The organism is Aliidongia sp., from assembly GCF_035943795.1.
Classification (GTDB): Bacteria; Pseudomonadota; Alphaproteobacteria; order ATCC43930; family CGMCC-115725; genus Aliidongia.
On sequence record NZ_DASZBY010000041.1, the window covers coordinates 22,646 to 40,313 of the forward strand.

A 17,668-nucleotide genomic window follows, 5' to 3' on the forward strand; every position below is an offset into this window, starting at 1 on the left:
ATTGAATCAGATCTGTCGCAATCTGGTCAACCCCGAATTGTGCCCGACAGCAGGTCGGCGAGCGTCAGCGCCACGACCTTCGTCGCTTTGCGCAGATCCTCCAGGACCAGGTTCTCGTCGGCCCGATGGCCGTTCGCTTCCAGGAACGTCCGGGGGCCGGCGCCGTACAGGACCGAGGGGATGCCGGCGCCGCTGTAGAGACGTGCATCGGTATAGATCGGCACGCCGTCGGCCGGGATCGCCTCGCCCAGCACGGTCTGGGCATTGCGCTGCAGGGCGGCCACCAGCTTTTCCTGACCGGGCAGGGGCTGCAGCGGGCGCGCGAGCAGCACGCGGCGGATCCTGACCGTGATGCCGGGCAACGCCGCCGCCGCCGCTTCGATCGCGGCGATCAAGTCACGCTCGGCCGTCTCCGGAGTCTCCTCCGGAATCATGCGCCGGTCGACACGGAAGGTAACGAGGTCGGGCACGACATTGGTATTGATGCCGCCCTCGATCAGGCCCACCACCAGCGTCGGGTGGCCGATGCCCGGTACGTTCGACCTGGTCGCCTCGTAACCTTCGCGCAGGGCATAAAGGCTGGTCAGCAGGCTGGTCGCTGCCTCCAGCGCATCGACGCCGGTGTCGGGCCTGGCGGCATGGGCCGAGCGGCCTTCGACCCGCACTTCCAGGTGCAGGCAGCCATTGTGCGCGATCACGACATTGTAGGCGAAGCCGGCACTGATGACATAGTCGGGCTTGCTGAGGCCGGTCTCGATCAGCCGGCCGGGGCCGATCAGGCCGCCGACCTCTTCGTCGTAGGTAAAGTGCAGCTCGACCGTGCCCTGGAGCGTGGCGCCGCTTTCGACCAGCGCCTTGAGCGCGAAGGCATAGGTCGCGAAATCCGACTTGGACACGGCGACGCCCCGGCCATACATGCGACCGTCGCGGATCTCGGCACCATAAGGATCGCTCGACCAGCCCTCACCGGGTGCCACCACGTCGCCATGGGCATTGAGCGCAATCACCGGTCCCGGTCCAAAGCGATGGCGCACGATCAGGTTGGTGGCGCTCGTCATGCCGTTGGCCGCGACCGCATCGGCCGGTACCGGGTCGCGCTCGACCGTGAAGCCCAGGGCTTCGAGCATTCCCGCCGCGCGCTCGCCATGCGGGGCGCAGTCGCCGGGCGGATTGTCCGACGGCACCTTCACCAGCTCGGCCAGGAAGTCGACCGCCTGCGAATGGTGCCGGTCGACGTGGGCTGACAGAATGTTGACGAGATCGGACGTCACGGGCGGCTCCTCGGGTGGAAATCGCGGATGAAACGGGCGAGCACACGGGCGCCGGCTTCGGCATCCTCCGGCGTGATCGATTCCGCAGGATTATGGCTGATCCCGCCTCCGCAGCGGACGAAGATCATGGCGATGTCTGCGATGGCCGCGATGGCCATGCCGTCGTGGCCGGCGCCGCTCGGCAGGCTGCGCAACGCATGGCCCTCGCCCTCGATCGCGTCGCGGATCTGGTCGGCGAGCCAGGGCGCGCAAGGGACGGAGGCGGCATCATGGGTCTGGACCGCCGCGACCGTCACGCCGCGTCGCCGGGCGATCGCGTCGAAACCGGCGAGCAGGTCGGCCAGTGCCGCCCGCCGCCGCTCGTTGGCCGGCGAGCGCAGGTCGATGGTGAAGCGGGCCTCGCCCGGCACGACATTGACCGCGCCCGGTGCCACCTCGATCCGGCCGACCGTGGCGACCAGATCGGCCTCGGCCATGCCGCGCTGCTCGACCAGCAGCACGCATTCGGCGGCAGCGGCCAGCGCATCGCGCCGGTTCGCCATCGGCACGGTCCCGGCGTGGCCGGCCATGCCGGTGATCGTCACCGCAAGCCGAGAGGCGCCGCTGATGGCGGTGACGCAGCCGACGGCGAGCCCTTCGGCCTCCAGCACCGGTCCCTGTTCGATATGCAGTTCGACATAGGCGAGAAACGCGTCGGGGCGCCGCGACGCTTGCTCGATCCCGGCGGGGTCGAGGCCGAAGCGCGCCATAGCATCGGCCATGGTGGTGCCGTCCGCGTCGGCCCGGTCCAGCACCGTGCGGTCGAACGTGCCGGCCAGCGCGCGGCTGCCGAGCAGGGTGGCGCCGAACCGGGTGCCCTCCTCGTCGGCGAACCCGACGATCTCGATGGCGAACGGCAGGCGGATGTCGCGGTCGGCCAGGTCGGCGACGCAGGCGATGGCGCTGACGACGCCCAGCATGCCGTCGTACCGGCCGGCATCGACCACCGTATCCAGGTGGGAGCCGAGCAGCAGGGCCGGCAGGCCCGGCGTGACGCCTTCATAGCGGCCGATGACGTTGCCGATCGCGTCGCAGCGGACGTCCATGCCGGCGGCACGCATCCAGCTGCCGACCAGCGCATTGGCCCGGGCGTGCTCCGGGGTCAGGAACCGGCGGACCAGCGCGTCCGGCCGCTCGCTGATCGCGGCCAGTTCATCGAGCCGGGTCATCAAGCCGGCACCGTCGAGGGCGTTGCTCATAATTCGTCCAGATCCTCGTGCAGCGCCTCGATGCGGGCCGGGCGGCGCCAGCGGCGCTCCCTCGATCCAGCAGTGCCATTGCTGCCCGGTGATTGTCGAGGGGCAGCTGAAATCCCGGCGGCGAAATAGCGGTCGACGGACGGTCGCATTGCCGCGGGCGGCACGACCTGCCATTTTCGGCCTGTTCGATCAGGGGAAGCTCTCGTGTCATTCATCTCGTTCCGGGCAGCGGCGGTCCTGCTGTCCCTCCTGTCGATCGGCCCGTTCGCCCGGGCCGACGAGGGGATCGATCCGCGGTTCCTGACCCTGCTCAAGAGCGACGCCCATCGCGCCGCGGTGCTGAAGGTCGCGACCGAGCAGGCCCAGGGGCTGCCGACACCCTGCGCCAACACGACCTACCGGCCGGTCGGCGAGGTCGGCTTTTTCCTGCCGCCGCAATTCGACGGCGGCGGGCGCCTGACCCATGGCCTGTGGCGGGAGCAGGTGATCGCGGAGGGCTGCGGCACGATCGACCTGCTGAACGTGTTTTCGCTGGCCGATCCGACGGGCGAGCCGAAGCTGCTGGGCGGGCTGCCTGGTACGACCCGCGCGGATCTGGCGCTGCAGCGGGAGGGATTGCCGCTCGTCATGCACGGCCTGCCGAAGGAGGCGGCCGAGTGCCGCGACGTCCGGGCCGTCGATTCCGCCCTGTCGCCCGATGCACCGAAGGAGATGACCGCGCCGTGGAGGGAGGTCTGGACCGTGCTCGCCTGCGACAAGGCCTATCCGGTGCCGCTGCGCTTCACGCCGGGGGTCAACGGTGCGACGATCGCGCTCGACGTGCCGCCGCATTCCTGAGCGCCGTATCCGGGAGGACTCATGCCCGCCATCGCCATGGACCACTTCACCATCCTGACCGAGGATGTTGCCGCCACCGTCGCGTTCTACGGCGACATCCTGGAACTGGAGGCCGGACCGCGCCCGCCGTTCAATTTCCCCGGTGCCTGGCTTTATGGCGGCGGCCGGCCGATCCTGCACGTCGTCGGCGGGCGTGCCTTGCCGGACGATCCGCAAGGTGTGCTCGATCACATGGCGTTCAGCGCGACAGGCCTGCGCGAGACGATCCGCCGCCTGACCGCGCGAGACGTCCGTTTCGATCTGCAGCACCTGCCGGGCAGCACTTTGTGGCAGCTGTTCTTCTTCGATCCGAGCGGCGCCCGGGTCGAGTTGGATTTCCGTGGCGAGGAAGAGGCACCCGACGGCTGGGAGCCGACGCGGATCTAGCCCTCAGAGTTCCAGCTCCCAATTCTCGCCGACCAGGTCCTTGCCGAAGCTGTGGTGGGGCTCGCTGGCGATCAGGTGGAAGCCGGCCCGATCATAGATCGCGCGCGCCGCGGTCAGCACGTCGTTCGTCCAGAGCGTGATCCTGGCGTAGCCCCGCTCGCGGGCGAACGCGATGCATTCCTCGGTCAGCCGGCGCCCGAGGCCGAGGCCGCGCGCCGAGGGCTCGACCAGCAGCAACCGCAGCTTGGCGACCTCGTCGGACTGGCGCACCAGGAACACGGAGCCGACGATCTGGCCCCGGCGTTCCGCGATCCAGGCGTGCTCCCGGGTCGGGTCGAAATTCCGGATGAACTGCGCGCCGATCTCGGCGACCAGGGCCTCGAAGCTGTCGTCCCAGCCATATTCCTGGTGATAGAGCGCGCCATGGCGATGGGCGACCCAGCCGATATCGCCCGGCCGGTGGCTGCGAAGGCTGTAGGCTTCATCCGCCGTTTGGCCGAGCAGGGCCTCGATCTCCGCCATGGCGGCAGCAAGACGGCTTTGGGCGGTGCCGTTCAGCTTGGCCAGCATGGCCCCGATCTCGGCACTCGATCGTTCGTTGAGCGGTGCGAACGCCGTCCGGCCGCTGGCGGTCAGCGCCAGATGGCTTTGCCGCCCGTCCTCAGCCGAGCGGCGCTTCTCGACGAAGCCCTGGGTCTCGAAGCCGCGGATCATTCGGCTCAGGTATCCGGCATCGAGACCCAGGTCGCGGCTCAGTTCCGTCGCGGTCGCATCGGTCCGATGGGCCAGTTCATAGAGTACCCGCGATTCGGCAAGCGAGAACGGGCTGTCGAGCAATCCTTCCTGCAGCACACCGATCTGGCGCGTGTAGAAGCGATTGAAGCGGCGGATGGCGTCGACGCGGGCGGGATGGGTCATGTCCTGCTCTCCTCTGGCAGGACGGCAGGATCGCGGAGATATTTGACGGAGTCAACTATCTCCGCGATGGATCAGATTTCCAGGCGGAAACCGACCTCGATCACCTGCTTCTGCGGCAGGTGGAAATAGTCGGCAGCGCGCATCGACATGCGGTGCATGAAGTTGAATGCCTCCCACACCGGTGCGCTCAAGGCCGATTCCTTGGTGCGGCGGACCAGGCTTTCGTGGCCGACGTAGTAGTGCAGCGTGTCGCGGCAGAACTCGAGGCCCAGTTTGTGGCAGGCCCTCAATGCCGCCGGGATGTCGGCGCGTTGCATGAAGCCGATGCGCACGACGACCCGGTGGAAGCCGTGGCCCAGATCGTGGATTTCCAACCGCTCGGAGACCGGCACCCGCGGCCGGCGGGTCGGCACGACGGTCAGCAGGATGATGTTCTCGTGCAGGACCCGGTTGTGCTCGACGTGGTGCAGGATCATCGGCGAGGCGCGCTCGGACATGCGCGTCACGAACACGCCGCAGCCCGGCAGGCGGGCGATCAGCATGCCGTCGACCTGCTCGAGGAAGTCCGAGAAGGGCATCGATACTTCGCTGAGGCGCTTCTGCACCTCGATGTTGCCCAGCCGCCAGGACAGCATGATGAAGCAGACGCAGCCGCCGATCGCCAGCGGCAACCAGCCGCCTTCGGTCAGTTTGGTCGCGTTCGCGGCGAAGAAGGTGGCGTCGATGATCGCGAACACCAGGATTAGCGGCCAGGCGGCCATCGGCGGCCAGTGCCATTTGTCGCGCATGACCCGATAGAGCAGGATCGTGGTGATCAGCATGGTGCCGGACACGGCGATGCCGTAGGCCGAGGCCAGCGCATCGGAACTTTTGAACAGCACGACCACGATCAGGGTCGCGACCATCAGCAGCCAGTTGACCAGCGCGATATAGATCTGGCCGTAGGCATGGACCGAGGTCGGCACCACCGGCATGCGCGGCGACAGGCGCATCTGGATCGCCTGGCGCGTCAGCGAGAACACGCCGGAAATCAGCGCTTGGCTGGCGATGACCGTCGCCATCGCGGCGAGGGCGATCATCGGTGCCAAGGTCCAGGCCGGGACCATCTTGTAGAACGGATTGTCGACCGCTTCCGGATGGTCGAGCATCAGTGCGCCCTGACCGAAATAACACAGCACCAGGGCGGGCATGACCAGCCCGTACCAGGCGCGGCGAATGGCGGTGGCGCCGACGTGGCCCATGTCGGCGTAGAGCGCCTCTCCGCCGGTCAAGGCCAGGAACACCGCGCCGAACACGGCGAAGGATACCTTCGGGTCGTCGGCCAGGAAGATGATCGCCTGGCGCGGATCCAGCGCCCGCAGAATGCCCGGCGCGCGGATGATGCTGGAAATGCCGAACAAGGCGATCGCGACGAACCACAGGCACATGATCGGGCCGAACAGGCGGCCGATCTCGGCGGTGCCGCGGCGCTGGATCAGGAACAGGCCGATCAGGATCACCAGGGTCAGCGGAATGACCCAGGGCTCGAGCCCGGGCGCCACGACCTTGATGCCCTCCAACGCCGACAGCACCGAAATCGCCGGCGTGATGACGCCGTCGCCATAGAGCAATGCGGCGCCGGCGACGCCCAGCAGGACCAGCACCGGCAGGCGGCGCTTGACGTCGCCCTTGGCGATGACCAGCGACAGCAGCGCCAGGATGCCGCCCTCGCCCTCATTGTCGGCGCGCAACACAATGGCGACATATTTGAAGGCCACGATCAGGCTCAGTGCCCAGAACACCAGGCTGACGATGCCCAGTACGTCTTCCGGGGTCGGCAGGGCATGGCCGGTCGCCTTCAAGGCGACCTGCAGCGCATAGAGCGGCGAAGTGCCGATATCGCCGAACACGATGCCGAGCGCGGTCAGGGCCGCCAGCCACCAGGGGCCATGCTGGGTGTGGCCATGGCTATCCGCGTCCAGGGCGTGCAGTTCTTTGGCGGCCGCGGACTGGCCGGCGAGAGTATCGGTGCTCATGTGGATTCGCGATCCTCGGACGCACGGAAGGTGCTCGGCCGCGGCACGTTAGCGCCGGTGTGCGTCGCATCATAGTCCGTTCGTGCGTCTATTTCATTGCCCTAAACGGGCGCCATCGGTTCTTTTCTTGCGTCGTCTCGACACAGTGCGTTGTGTTCGCTCGAATTTCCCGAAGTTCCGTCAGCGTCGCCGGGCCAGCATCAGGCCGTCGCCGATCGGCAGCAGGCTCATGTCGACCCGCTCGTCCGCCTTGATTTTGGCATTGAGGGTGCGGAGCGCCAGAGTGTCCGGCTGCATGTCGGTCATGTCGGCGACGGCGCCGCTCCACAACATATTGTCGAGTGCCAGCACGCCACCCGGCCGAACCAGCTTCAGGCAGGCCTCGTAATAGGCGTCGTAGCTCGTCTTGTCGGCGTCGATGAAGGCCAGGTCGAAGCCGTCGGGCGCGAATGTCGTGAGCGTGTCGAGCGCCGGGCCCAGGTGCAGCGTGATCTTGTCGGCAATGCCGGCCTCGCCCCAATAGCGCCGGCCGACGTCGGTCCATTCGCGGTTGACGTCGCAGGCGTGAAGATGGCCGTCGGCTGGCAGGGCGCGCGCCATGGCGAGTGCCGAATAGCCGGTGAAGGTGCCGATCTCCAGCACCCGCCTGGCGCCCAGGAGACCGACCAGGAAGCCCAGGAACTGGCCCTGGTCAGGGCCGATCTGCATGCCGCCGTGCGGTATGGCGCTGGTTTCCGCGCGCAGGTCGGCCTGCAGGGCCGTCTCGCGTGTGCCCATCGCCACCACATAGGCGTCCGCCGCCTCGCCCCAGATCGTGATCCGCTTCGCCATCTGCGCTCTCCCGCTTGTCGCGGGCGGAGCTTAGTCGATCAGGATGCCATTCTCGAAGAACGGAAATGGCCCGGCCCAATCGCCGATCGCGGCGGTGTGGCTGACGAGGCCGGCCGAAGGTTCATACCAATGCAGCTGAAAGCCGGGGGGCTCGAGGCTGAAGGCCGACGGCGCGCCCGCCCGGATGTCGAGCGCCACGGAATGGGCGGTCGAGGGGGCGGTCGAGGCGAGCGTACCGGCGAACCGCGTCTGGATCGCCCGGTGCAGATGGCCGGACAGCACGCGTTCGACCCGGCCATGGCGCCCGATGACGGTGGCGAGGCCGGCCGCATCCTCCAGCCCGACCTTGTCCATATGGCCGATACCGGTGGCGAACGGCGGGTGGTGGACCGCGACGACGGTCGGCCGGTCCGGCTGTTCGGCGAGGCGCCGGTCGAGCCAATCGAGCTGGGCGGCGCCCAGCCGCCCGCCGCCCTGGCCGTCGATCAGGCTGTCGAGCGCCAGCAGGCGCAGTGGAAATTCCTCGATCGCATAGTGGATGGGGCCGTCGGTGCCGAGGTAGCGATGGTCGGGAAAGCCGGCGCGCAGCGGCCCGCGCGCATCATGGTTGCCGGGCATCAGGAACAAGGGCAGGCGGATCGGCGACAGGATCTCGCGCAGCAGGCCATATTCCTCCGGCCGGCCGGCGTCGACCAGGTCGCCGGTCACCAGGACGGCGTCCGGCACCTGCGGCAGGTCCAGCAGGGCCTGAACCGCGGTCTCCAGGCACTGCGCGGTATCGACCTTGCGATAGGCGAGCCGGCCGCGCGGCTTGATGTGCAGGTCGGTGATCTGGGCGAGCAGCATGGGCTATCTCCGGGCGAGCACGATGAGGGCGGCAGGGTGGAGCGCCAGGGTGACCGTCGTTCCGGGCGCGGGTGTCTCGCGCGCGCCGATATCGATCGTCAACAGGTGATCGCCCGCGACCGTGACCGCGAGCCGGGTCCGGTCGCCCAGGAATTGGGCGGCGCGCACCGTCGCGGTCAGGCGGCCTGGTCCGGCGCCGTCGCCGACGAGCGTCGCGGCATCGGGACGGACCACCACGTCGACCGGCCCGTCGCCGGCGGCCCAGGGCAGGGTGGCGCCCGCCACCGTCAGGATCCCGCCGGCGATCTCCCCCGGCAGAGGGCTGGTCGTGCCGATGAATTCGGCTACGAAACGATCAGCCGGCGCGAACCAGATGTCGCGCGGGCTGCCGATCTGGGCGATGCGGCCCTTGCTCATGACCACGATGCGGTCGCCCAGCGCCATCGCCTCGGCCTGGTCGTGGGTCACATAGACCGTGGTGATGCCCAGCCCGCGCAGCAGGCTGTCGATCTCGACGCGCAGCGACTCGCGCAGCTTGGCGTCGAGGGCCGTCAGCGGCTCGTCCAGCAGCAGCACGTCCGGCTTGACGGCGATGGCGCGGGCCAGGGCGACCCGCTGGCGCTGGCCGCCGGACAATTGACCGATCGCGCGATCCTGCAATTCGGCGATGCGCATCATGTCGAGCATGTCGCCGACCCGCCGGCGCCGCTCGGCCGTCGCCACGCCGCGGATCTTCAGACCATAGCCGATGTTCTGGGCCACGCTCATGTTCGGGAACAGGGCGTAGGATTGGAACACCATGCCGACGTTACGTCGCTCGATCGGCAGGTCGGTGACGTCGCGCGGACCGAAACGGACGCGGCCGCCGGGATCGGGCACCTCCAGCCCGGCGATCAGGCGCAGGGTCGTGGTCTTGCCGCAGCCCGACGGCCCCAGCAGCACCACGGTCTCGCCGGCGGTGATGTCGAGGTCGAGCGGCTCCAGCACCCGGGTCGCCCCATAATGCTTGGCGCAGGCGTCGAGGCGGATCGGCACGGTCATGACGGGTCCTGGGAAAGAGGCTTGGCGGTGCGCGGCCGCACCAGAAGCTGCAGCGCCACCAGCAGCGGCACGATCAGCACGAAGAAGACCAGCGTATAGGCGCTGCCGATCTCGAGCCGCAGCGAGGCATAGGCGTCGGCGAGCCCGACCGGAAGGGTCTTGGTCAGCGGCGTGTGCAGCAGCCAGGTCAGGTTGAACTCGCCGATCGACAGGGTGACGACCGTCAGCGCGCCGGCCAGGATGCCCGAGCGGCAATTGGGCAGCACCACGTCGAAGAACCGCCGGAAGAAGCCGGCGCCCAGGCTGGCGGCCCCTTCTTCGAGCGTGGCCAGATCGCTCGACGCCATCACCGCCAGCACGGCGCGGACCATGAAGGGCAGGGTGAACAGCACATGGCCGGCCAGGATGAACCAGGCGCTCTGCCGGAATCCGCCCCAGCCGTTGTAGGCGATGACCATGGCGAGCGCCAAGGCGAGGCCCGGCACGGCGACCGGCAGCACGAGGGCTTCCTCGGCGAGGCGGGCGAGCCGGCCGGGTGCGCGCGCCAGCCCATAGGCGGCCGGCACGCCGACCAGCAGGGTCGCGACCAGGCAGCCGAGCGCGATCTCGATCGACAGCAGGATCGCCGGCCAATAGAGCGTCAGCACCTGGCCGACCCAGTCGAGCGTCAGCCCGCTCTTCCACACGCCGGTGAAGATATTGCGGGTGACGCCGGCCAGCATGGACTGCAGGATCGGCACGCCGAGGAAGGCCGAGACCGCGAGCGTCAGGGCCAATTGCAGCCAAAATCCCAGAGTGCGGTTACGCATCGACGCTCACCCTGCTGCGGCCACGCCGGCGCCGGCGGCCGAACGGGCGAGCGCCAGGGCCGCCCAGGTGACGGCGCCCAACAGCAGGCTGAGGCCCGCGGCCGCGGCCAGGTTCACGCCGAGGGTGAATTCCGTGTAGATCACCATGGGCAGCACGTCGATCCGGGTCGCGAGCGTAAAGGCGGTGCCGAACGCGCCCATCGAGGTGGCGAAGGTGATGGCGCCCGCCGAGATGAGCGCCGGCTTCAGGCCGGGCAGGACGACATCGCGGAACACGCGCCAAGGCCGGGCGCCCAGGCTGCGCGCCGCCTCCTCCAATTGCGGATCCAGCTTTTCGGCCGACGCCATCACGGTCAGCACGACGCGCGGGATCGAGAAATAGACATAGCCCAGGAACAGGCCGGCCATGGAATAGGCGAACACGATCCGGTCGCCGCCCAGCAACTGCGACACCTGGCCGATCAGGCCCTGCCGCCCGGCGAGCAGGATCACCATGAAGCCGATGACCACCCCTGGAAACGCCAGCGGCAAGGTCAGGATCGAGACCAGCAGTGCCCGGCCGGGAAAGCGGTTGCGCGCCAGGAACAGGCCGGGAATGCCGCCCAGCACCAGGGTCGCCAGCGTGACGGCGATCGACAGCGCCAGGGTTTCGGCCAAGCTCGTCAGGTGGCGGGCGTCGGCCAGCGCAACGCCATAGCCGGCCCAGCCGTCCGGCCCCTCGCCGCCGGCGATGACCAGGCGGACGAGGGGCAGGACGAAGAAGGCCAGGAACACGAGCGCCGCGGGCAGGATCATCAGTCCCGCGATCATCCGGCCGCGCGGCGACGTCATGTCCAGCGCGCTTTCCGTTCGGATGACTTCATCCGAACGACGAGAATTCGCGCCAAACCAACACCCACAAACCGGGGTTCGATTGCCAGCAATCGGGCCACGGTTAGTGAACCTCGGCCTGGTAGCGGTCGCTGAACGCCTTCTGGGCGGTCGCGAGCGCTGCCAGATCGAGCGGCTTGGCGCGGGCATAGTCGCTGGCCGGCAGGAACTTGGCCGCCAGTTCCGGCGTCAGGGCCGCGGCGCGGACCGGACGCAGGTAGGCCTGCGCCCACAGCTGCTGGCCTTTCTCGGACAGCACGAAATCCAGCACCTTCTTGGCATTGGCCTCGTGCGGATCATGGGCGACCAGGGCCATGACATAGGGGAAGGTCACCGTGCCCTCGGTCGGGATGACGAACACGACTGGCGCATTGTCCTTGTACTTGGCGCGATAGGCGTCGAAGTCGTAGTCGAGCAGGATCGGAATCTCGCCTGACAGCACGCGCGCGTAGGCCGTCTGCTTCGGCACAATCGGGTCGTTCTTGGCCAGTTCCTTGAAATAGCCGATGGCCGGATCGTAATTCTTGGAGTTGCCGCCCAGCGCTTCGTTGACCGCGGTGGCGCCGACGAACCCCACGGCCGCGCTGGTCGGGTCCAGATATCCCACCATGCCCTTGTACTCGGGCTTCAGCAGGTCCTTCCAGGATTGCGGCACCGGCTTGCCGCCCAGCGCGTCCTTGTTGACCATGAAGCCCAAGGTGCCGCTATGGATGGTAAACCAGTAGCCGTCTGCATCCTTGAGGTCGGCAGGCAGCTCGTCGAAGCCCTTGGGCTTGTAGGCCTGTGTCAGGCCCTGTTCCTTGGCCTGGATGCCGACCTGCCCGCCCAGGTACAGCACGTCCGCGACCGGGTTGGCCTTTTCGGCGATCACCGCGGCGATCGCCTGGCCGCTGTTCTTGTTGTCGAACGGCACGGTGACGCCGGTCGCTTCCTTGATCGCCTTGATCTGGGAGGCCCAGTCGGCCCATTCCGGCGGGCAATTGTAGCAGATGGCGGTCTCGTCGGCGCGCGCCGGTCCCGCGACCTGGGTCAGGAGCGCGCCGGCGATGACCAGTGCGCTCAGGTTCTTGCTCAGCATGTTCGTCACTCCCCCTTTTTATCGATGGCGACGCGGCGCAGCGAGCCGCCGGGCCGCAGGTCGTATGGCAATAGGATCCGTTCGGCGGCCGCACCCTCGACGCGGTCCAGTAGATGCAGGAACGCACGGCGCCCCATCTCGCGGCTCGGTTGGACGATGGTCGCAAGGCTGGGCGCCATCAGCCGGCCGACCGCGATGCCGTCGAAGCCGACGACGGCGACCTCGTCCGGCACGTCGATGCCCGCCTCGCGCAGCAGCGTCATGACGCGCAGTGCCAGCAGGTCGGTCGAGCAGAACAGGCCGGTCGGCCGGGCCGGGCCGGTCAGCAGTCGGCGCGTGGCCGCATCCACCTCGGTCGCCTCGAAGCCCAGTTCGATGAGTGCCACCTCGGTCAGTTGGTGTTCGGCCAGGGCCTCGACGAAGCCGCGATAGCGCTGCTTCGATCGATCGGAAGCGGCGAACCGGCCGGCGATCATGGCCAATCGGTTGTGCCCCGCCGCGATCAGCGCGCGCGTCGCGTCGCGGCCGGCGGCGATATTGTCGATGGTCGCCGTAGCCCGATCTGTCCGATCCGGCTGGTTATAGACGAGCACGTAGGGCACGCCCTCCCGGTCGAGCCCGTCCAGCGTCACGCTCTGGTCGGCATCGGCTACGGTCAGCAGCAGGCCGCCGACCCGGTGGGACAGCAGATTGTCGATCGCCTCGCTCTCGCGCTCGGCCTCATAGGCGCTCGACGCGATCAGCACGGACCAGCCGGCTTCGCGCGCCGCATCCTGGATGCCGCCGACGCTTTCGGCGAAGACGGGATTGTCGAGGCTCGGCACCAGCACACCGACGGTCCGGCTGATGCCTGCCCGCAACTCCCGTCCGGTCCGGTTGGCGCGGAAACCCAGCGCCCGCACTGCCGCGCGAACCCGTTCGGCCGTCTCCGGCGCGATCGGCGCGCGACCGTTCAGCGCACGAGAGACAGTGGCGATCGACACGCCGGCCTCGGCCGCGACGTCGCGAATGGTTGGTCTGGAAGAGGCTGCCCGGTTCCGCATGAACGGCACTCTAGGGACTGGCGATGACGCTTCGATGACGAGATGGAAACGTTTACATGAAGGTGCGGCGCAGCAACAAGCAGGGCCGAGTTGCCGATTTTCCAGCGAATCGTTCTATTTTGTGAAATCGTTCGATCTAAACAATCAAATTTTAGAATGATCCGTCCGGGCCTATCTCTTCGTGGTGAACGACGCCCCCATCGGTCGTCGCACTTCAACGGAGGATGCCATGCCGCTCGTTCGCCTTTCATTCAATACCGGCAAGACCCAGGCCTGGCGCCAGGCGGTTTCCGACGCCGTGCAGCAGGCCATGATCGAGACCATCAACGTTCCGCCCACCGATCGCTTTCATGTCATGAGCGAGCACGCGCCGGGCTTTCTGATGATCGACCCGACCTATTTCGACGTCGCCCGGTCCGATGATCCCCTGATCGTGCAGATCACCTTCCGGTCCGGCCGGACCGACGATCAAAAGCGCGCGCTCTATCGCCGCTTGACCGAGCTGCTGGCCGAGAGCCCCGGCATCCGGCCGCAGGACGTCATGATCTCTCTGGTCGAGAACGCGCTGGTCGACTGGTCGTTCGGCGAAGGCGTCGCCCACTACGTTCCAGCCTGACGTCGGGGAACGCTTCATGATCGTCTTCATCACCGGGGCGACGGCGGGCTTCGGCGCCGCCGTCGCCCGCCGCTTCGCCCGGGAGGGCGCCCGGATCGTCGCGATCGGCCGGCGCGCCGATCGGCTGGCGTCGCTCGCCCACGAACTCGGCCCCAACCTGCTGCCCATGACGCTCGACATCCGCGACCGGGCAGCGGTCGGGCGGGCGGTCGCCGAGCTGCCCGACGGCTTCCGCGAGATCGACCTGCTGGTCAACAATGCCGGCCTGGCGCTGGGCCTCGATCCGGCACAGACGGCGTCGCTCGACGACTGGCAGACCATGATCGACACCAACGTCGCTGGCCTGGTGTCCGTGACCCATGCGGTGCTGCCCGGCATGGTGGCGCGCGACCGGGGCCACATCGTCAATCTGGGCTCCACGGCCGGCGCCTTTCCCTATCCGGGCGGCAATGTCTATGGCGCCACCAAGGCTTTCGTCCACCAGTTCAGCCTCAATCTGCGGGCCGACCTGCTGGGGAGCCAGGTGCGGGTGACCTGTATCGAACCGGGCCTGGTCGGCGGCACCGAATTCTCTGCCGTGCGGCTGGGCGACGGGGACAAGGCGGCAGCGGTCTATGCTGGAACGGACCCGCTGACACCTGACGATATCGCCGATTCGGTCCATTGGGTTGCGACTCGTCCAGGGCGAGTCAACGTCAACGTGCTGCAACTGATGCCCGTCTCCCAAGCCTTCGGGCCGTTGCCCGTCAAGCGGCAAAATCCCTAGGATTAATATCGAAGTACGGAGACTTGCTCTCGGTCGCGATGTCTGGTTTCAATCCCGGCAGCGCCTGCGTTCGTCCTACGCAGGCGTCCGAGGACAAGCAGATGTCGGATACGATGTTCCCGCAAGAGATTGACAGCGAAACCATCTTCACCGTCTGGCGTATCGATGCGCAGACCCAGCAGTTGCTGCAGGATGCCAGGCCACTCATCGTCACCGCGCTCGATGGGTTCGACGCGCGGATCGCAAGCCAGGAAAAGGGGCAGGCGACTGTCGCCGCCCTGCTGGCCAATGCCGCGGAACGCGCGAACGTCCTCGGCGCGCTGCGCCAGCATTGGGGCAATCTTTTCGGTCAGGGGCCCTCCGCGGACTGCCTGGTCCGCGCCGCCCAGATCGGGCGCCGGCATTTCGAGGTAGGGGTCAAGCCGCGCCATTATCTGGCGCTGTGCCAACTGCTGTCCAAGATCGTGACCGACGCGTTGCTGCAGGATGCGACGATCGACACGCCTCAGGCGGTCGACGCGGTCGGCCGGGTCGTCATGATGGATGCCGAGGTCGTGCTCGGTTCCTACTACGGCAGCTTGGCCGACCTGGTCAGCTACGAGGCCCATTCCGAGACCCGGACGCTCAAGGACCGGTTGAGCGTGCTCGAGGACATGGCGTTTCTCGACGCGCTGACCGGCCTGTTCAACCGGCGCTATTTCGACCGATCGATCGCCGTCGAGATCGCGCGGGCCAGCCGCGAACGGACGCCGCTCAGCCTGCTGATCTGCGACATAGACCGGTTCAAGGAGATCAACGACGGCTGGGGTCATTCGGCCGGGGACCGGGTGCTGAACGAACTGGCCGGCGTGCTGTCCGACATGGGGCGCAAGACCGATATCGTGACCCGGTTCGGCGGCGAGGAATTCTGTTTCCTGCTGCCCAACACCAAGGCCGAATTCGCCAAGCTGGTCGCCGAGCGGGTGCGGGCCAAGGTCGAAGCGGTGACGATCAAGCTCGAAAGCGGCGAGCCGCTCAGGGTCACTACCAGCATCGGCATCGGCATCTACAAGGCCGGGGATACGGCCGCCCAGCTGGTGCAGCGTGCGGACGAGGCGCTTTATCGCGCCAAAGGGCAGGGACGGAACTGCGTGTCCGAATAGATTGCGCGAAATCCGGGGGGATCTCATGAAGTTGTCGGCCCTGCTGCTCGCCGCTGCGCTGCTGGCTTCCTCCGCCTCTACCGCCTGTGCCGACTATCTACCGCCCAGGGAGGCGGACTGGGTCGCGAAAGACTTCAAGTTCCACACCGGCGAGACGCTGCCGGAAGTGCGGCTGCACTACACCACCCTCGGCGATCCTGCCGGCAAGCCCGTGCTGATCCTTCATGGCACGGCCGGGTCCGGCGGCGGCATGCTGACCCCGGCCTTTGCCGGCGAGCTGTTCGGCCCCGGCCAGCCGCTGGATGCGACCAGGTACTTCATCATCCTGCCCGATGCGCTCGGTGCCGGGAAATCGGCCAGGCCGTCCGACGGCCTGCGGGCGAAGTTTCCGCGCTACGACTATGACGACATGGTGCAGGCGCAATACCGGCTGGTGACCGAGGGTCTTGGCATCCATCATCTGAGGCTGGTGCTGGGCAATTCCATGGGCGGCATGCAGACCTGGATCTGGGGCATGACCCATGCCCAGTTCATGGACGCGCTGGTGCCGATGGCCTCGCAGCCGACCGCGATGGCCAGCCGGAACTGGATGATGCGGCGCATGCTGGTCGAAACGATCCGCCAGGATCCGGCCTGGAACGGCGGCAACTACACGACCCAGCCGCCGTCGCTCGGCATCGCCAACGTGTTCTTCGGCATCGCGACCAGCGGGGGAACCTTGGCCTATCAGGCGATGGCGCCGACCCGGGCACAGGCCGACAAGCTGGTCGACCAGCGCTTGGCCGCCCCGCCGCCGGCCGATGCCAACGACTTCCTCTACCAGTGGGAATCCTCGGCCGACTATGATCCGTCGCCCGGGCTCGAGCGGATCCAGGCACCGCTGCTTGCGATCAATTCCGCCGACGACGAGCGCAATCCGCCGGAGACCGGGTTGCTCGTCGATGCCATGAAACGGGTGAAGCACGGCCAGCTCCTGCTGATCCCGGCCAGCACCGAGACGCGCGGCCACGGCACCACGGCGCTCGCCAAATTCTGGAAGCAGCGGCTGCAGGATTTCCTGGCGAAGATTCCCTAGAGCGATCCTCGATCAAGCATGATCGAGGATCGCTCAGATGAGTCCATCGGAACGGAAAGCGCTCTAGGACGGCAGCAGGCCGCCCGCCATGAAGCCGCCGTCGACCACCAGCGTATGGCCCGTGACATAGCCGCTCTCGTCGCCCGCCAGATAGAGTGCCGCCGCCGCCACATCCTCCGGCGTGCCATAGCGGCCGAGCGGCGTGTGCCCTGTCCAGGCCTGCCGCTCGGCGGCGCTGTGCATGGCGGCGACCAGCGGCGTGTCGATCGGCCCGGGCGCGAGCGCGTTGACCCTGATGCCGTCGCCCGCCAACTCGATCGCCATCACTTCGGTCAGGGCCACGATGCCGCCCTTGGAGGCGCCATAGGCGGCGCGCCCGACATTGCCGCGCAGGCCGGAGACCGAGGCGATGTTGACGATGGCGCCGCCTCGGCCGCCGGCGATCATTGCCCGGGCAGCCGCCTGGCCCATCAGGAAGGTGCCGCGCAGGTTGATGGCCAGGATGCGGTCCAGCAGGGCAGCCGGCGTGTCGAGGAACGGCCGGCTCTGGCCGATGCCGGCGGAATTGACCAGCAGGTCGAGCCGCCCATGCCGGTCGACGGCCGCGTCGACCAGACGCCCGATCGAGGCTTCGTCGCCGACGTCGGTCTCGTGGAAATGCCCCGGCATGGTTCCGTCGGACGGTTTCAGGTCGGCGATGACCACCCGGGCGCCTTCGTCCGCGAAGCGGCGGGCGATGGCGGCGCCGATGCCGCTGGCCCCGCCGGTGACGATCGCGATCTTGCCGTCGAGCCGCATGGTTTCTCCTGCCGACCGGTTTCCTTCCGGCCATTGAACGGCCCATAA

The 17,668-nt window shown here is 67.8% G+C and carries 19 protein-coding genes; 7 read left to right on the forward strand and 12 right to left on the reverse strand.

The window, feature by feature from the left end; all coding sequences use genetic code 11:
* Window positions 1-26: 26 nt before the first annotated feature.
* Window positions 27-1,271: an ArgE/DapE family deacylase gene (locus tag VGV37_RS07160; RefSeq protein ID WP_414637941.1), complete on the reverse strand. Its 1,245-nt coding sequence runs from the start codon at window positions 1,269-1,271 to the stop codon at window positions 27-29.
* Window positions 1,268-2,509, reverse strand: a complete 1,242-nt coding sequence (locus VGV37_RS07165; RefSeq protein WP_326878957.1) for an allantoate amidohydrolase — start codon at window positions 2,507-2,509, stop codon at window positions 1,268-1,270. Before VGV37_RS07165 ends, VGV37_RS07160 begins: the two co-directional genes overlap by 4 nt.
* A gap of 204 nt (window positions 2,510-2,713) precedes the next feature.
* Between VGV37_RS07165 and VGV37_RS07170 the strand changes: the two genes are divergently transcribed.
* Window positions 2,714-3,346 (forward strand): hypothetical protein, encoded by a 633-nt coding sequence (locus VGV37_RS07170; protein WP_326878958.1) that lies wholly within the window; start codon window positions 2,714-2,716, stop codon window positions 3,344-3,346.
* 21 nt (window positions 3,347-3,367) lie between these two features.
* Entirely contained in the window at window positions 3,368-3,772 is a 405-nt protein-coding gene (locus VGV37_RS07175; RefSeq protein WP_326878959.1) for a VOC family protein, read from the forward strand.
* A gap of 3 nt (window positions 3,773-3,775) precedes the next feature.
* Here the strand turns inward: VGV37_RS07175 and VGV37_RS07180 are convergent, their stop codons facing one another.
* The 9 genes from VGV37_RS07180 to VGV37_RS07220 form a co-directional block, all read right to left on the reverse strand.
* The gene (locus VGV37_RS07180; RefSeq protein WP_326878960.1) at window positions 3,776-4,690 is read right to left on the reverse strand and encodes a helix-turn-helix domain-containing GNAT family N-acetyltransferase; all 915 of its coding nucleotides are present in this window, start codon (window positions 4,688-4,690) and stop codon (window positions 3,776-3,778) included.
* 71 nt (window positions 4,691-4,761) lie between these two features.
* Window positions 4,762-6,705 carry a KUP/HAK/KT family potassium transporter gene (locus VGV37_RS07185; protein ID WP_326878961.1) on the reverse strand — a complete coding sequence of 648 codons (1,944 nt, stop codon included), beginning with the start codon at window positions 6,703-6,705 and terminating at the stop codon, window positions 4,762-4,764.
* 180 nt (window positions 6,706-6,885) lie between these two features.
* Window positions 6,886-7,536 (reverse strand): O-methyltransferase, encoded by a 651-nt coding sequence (locus tag VGV37_RS07190; protein WP_326878962.1) that lies wholly within the window; start codon window positions 7,534-7,536, stop codon window positions 6,886-6,888.
* A gap of 30 nt (window positions 7,537-7,566) precedes the next feature.
* Window positions 7,567-8,382, reverse strand: a complete 816-nt coding sequence (locus VGV37_RS07195) for a phosphodiesterase (RefSeq protein WP_326878963.1) — start codon at window positions 8,380-8,382, stop codon at window positions 7,567-7,569.
* 3 nt (window positions 8,383-8,385) lie between these two features.
* Window positions 8,386-9,423 (reverse strand): ABC transporter ATP-binding protein, encoded by a 1,038-nt coding sequence (locus VGV37_RS07200; protein ID WP_326878964.1) that lies wholly within the window; start codon window positions 9,421-9,423, stop codon window positions 8,386-8,388.
* Window positions 9,420-10,232: an ABC transporter permease gene (locus VGV37_RS07205; protein ID WP_326878965.1), complete on the reverse strand. Its 813-nt coding sequence runs from the start codon at window positions 10,230-10,232 to the stop codon at window positions 9,420-9,422. Before VGV37_RS07205 ends, VGV37_RS07200 begins: the two co-directional genes overlap by 4 nt.
* Window positions 10,233-10,238: 6 nt before the next feature.
* Window positions 10,239-11,063 carry an ABC transporter permease gene (locus VGV37_RS07210; protein ID WP_326878966.1) on the reverse strand — a complete coding sequence of 275 codons (825 nt, stop codon included), beginning with the start codon at window positions 11,061-11,063 and terminating at the stop codon, window positions 10,239-10,241.
* Window positions 11,064-11,166: 103 nt separating this feature from the next.
* Window positions 11,167-12,180: an ABC transporter substrate-binding protein gene (locus VGV37_RS07215; RefSeq protein WP_326878967.1), complete on the reverse strand. Its 1,014-nt coding sequence runs from the start codon at window positions 12,178-12,180 to the stop codon at window positions 11,167-11,169.
* Between the two features lie 5 nt (window positions 12,181-12,185).
* Window positions 12,186-13,163, reverse strand: a complete 978-nt coding sequence (locus tag VGV37_RS07220) for a substrate-binding domain-containing protein (RefSeq protein ID WP_326878968.1) — start codon at window positions 13,161-13,163, stop codon at window positions 12,186-12,188.
* Between VGV37_RS07220 and VGV37_RS07225 the strand changes: the two genes are divergently transcribed.
* The 5 genes from VGV37_RS07225 (at window position 13,150) to VGV37_RS07245 (ending at window position 16,822) form a co-directional block, all read left to right on the forward strand.
* Complete coding sequence (locus tag VGV37_RS07225; protein WP_326878969.1) at window positions 13,150-13,383, forward strand: hypothetical protein; 234 nt, start codon at window positions 13,150-13,152, stop codon at window positions 13,381-13,383. The genes VGV37_RS07220 and VGV37_RS07225 overlap by 14 nt on opposite strands.
* 69 nt (window positions 13,384-13,452) lie before the next feature.
* A complete protein-coding gene (locus VGV37_RS07230) occupies window positions 13,453-13,839 on the forward strand; it encodes a tautomerase family protein (protein WP_326878970.1) in 387 nt (128 codons plus the stop codon).
* 16 nt (window positions 13,840-13,855) lie between these two features.
* Complete coding sequence (locus VGV37_RS07235) at window positions 13,856-14,605, forward strand: SDR family NAD(P)-dependent oxidoreductase (RefSeq protein ID WP_326878971.1); 750 nt, start codon at window positions 13,856-13,858, stop codon at window positions 14,603-14,605.
* 101 nt (window positions 14,606-14,706) lie between these two features.
* Complete coding sequence (locus tag VGV37_RS07240) at window positions 14,707-15,747, forward strand: diguanylate cyclase domain-containing protein (RefSeq protein ID WP_326878972.1); 1,041 nt, start codon at window positions 14,707-14,709, stop codon at window positions 15,745-15,747.
* 25 nt (window positions 15,748-15,772) lie between these two features.
* Window positions 15,773-16,822, forward strand: coding sequence for an alpha/beta fold hydrolase (locus VGV37_RS07245; protein ID WP_326878973.1), 1,050 nt, complete (start codon window positions 15,773-15,775; stop codon window positions 16,820-16,822).
* 63 nt (window positions 16,823-16,885) lie between these two features.
* On the opposite strand, the gene VGV37_RS07250 is transcribed toward VGV37_RS07245, so the two are convergent.
* Entirely contained in the window at window positions 16,886-17,620 is a 735-nt protein-coding gene (locus VGV37_RS07250) for an SDR family oxidoreductase (protein WP_326878974.1), read from the reverse strand.
* Window positions 17,621-17,668: the final 48 nt, after the last annotated feature.

Coding starts and splice junctions, on each gene's coding strand:
- VGV37_RS07190 (WP_326878962.1), bottom strand. CDS start 7,536: ATGGCGAAGCGGATCACGATCTGGGGCGAGGCGGCGGACGCCTATGTG.
- VGV37_RS07180 (WP_326878960.1), bottom strand. CDS start 4,690: ATGACCCATCCCGCCCGCGTCGACGCCATCCGCCGCTTCAATCGCTTC.
- VGV37_RS07240 (WP_326878972.1), top strand. CDS start 14,707: ATGTCGGATACGATGTTCCCGCAAGAGATTGACAGCGAAACCATCTTC.
- VGV37_RS07250 (WP_326878974.1), bottom strand. CDS start 17,620: ATGCGGCTCGACGGCAAGATCGCGATCGTCACCGGCGGGGCCAGCGGC.
- VGV37_RS07210 (WP_326878966.1), bottom strand. CDS start 11,063: ATGACGTCGCCGCGCGGCCGGATGATCGCGGGACTGATGATCCTGCCC.
- VGV37_RS07185 (WP_326878961.1), bottom strand. CDS start 6,705: ATGAGCACCGATACTCTCGCCGGCCAGTCCGCGGCCGCCAAAGAACTG.
- VGV37_RS07215 (WP_326878967.1), bottom strand. CDS start 12,180: ATGCTGAGCAAGAACCTGAGCGCACTGGTCATCGCCGGCGCGCTCCTG.
- VGV37_RS07200 (WP_326878964.1), bottom strand. CDS start 9,423: ATGACCGTGCCGATCCGCCTCGACGCCTGCGCCAAGCATTATGGGGCG.
- VGV37_RS07195 (WP_326878963.1), bottom strand. CDS start 8,382: ATGCTGCTCGCCCAGATCACCGACCTGCACATCAAGCCGCGCGGCCGG.
- VGV37_RS07235 (WP_326878971.1), top strand. CDS start 13,856: ATGATCGTCTTCATCACCGGGGCGACGGCGGGCTTCGGCGCCGCCGTC.
- VGV37_RS07245 (WP_326878973.1), top strand. CDS start 15,773: ATGAAGTTGTCGGCCCTGCTGCTCGCCGCTGCGCTGCTGGCTTCCTCC.
- VGV37_RS07165 (WP_326878957.1), bottom strand. CDS start 2,509: ATGAGCAACGCCCTCGACGGTGCCGGCTTGATGACCCGGCTCGATGAA.
- VGV37_RS07230 (WP_326878970.1), top strand. CDS start 13,453: ATGCCGCTCGTTCGCCTTTCATTCAATACCGGCAAGACCCAGGCCTGG.
- VGV37_RS07175 (WP_326878959.1), top strand. CDS start 3,368: ATGCCCGCCATCGCCATGGACCACTTCACCATCCTGACCGAGGATGTT.
- VGV37_RS07205 (WP_326878965.1), bottom strand. CDS start 10,232: ATGCGTAACCGCACTCTGGGATTTTGGCTGCAATTGGCCCTGACGCTC.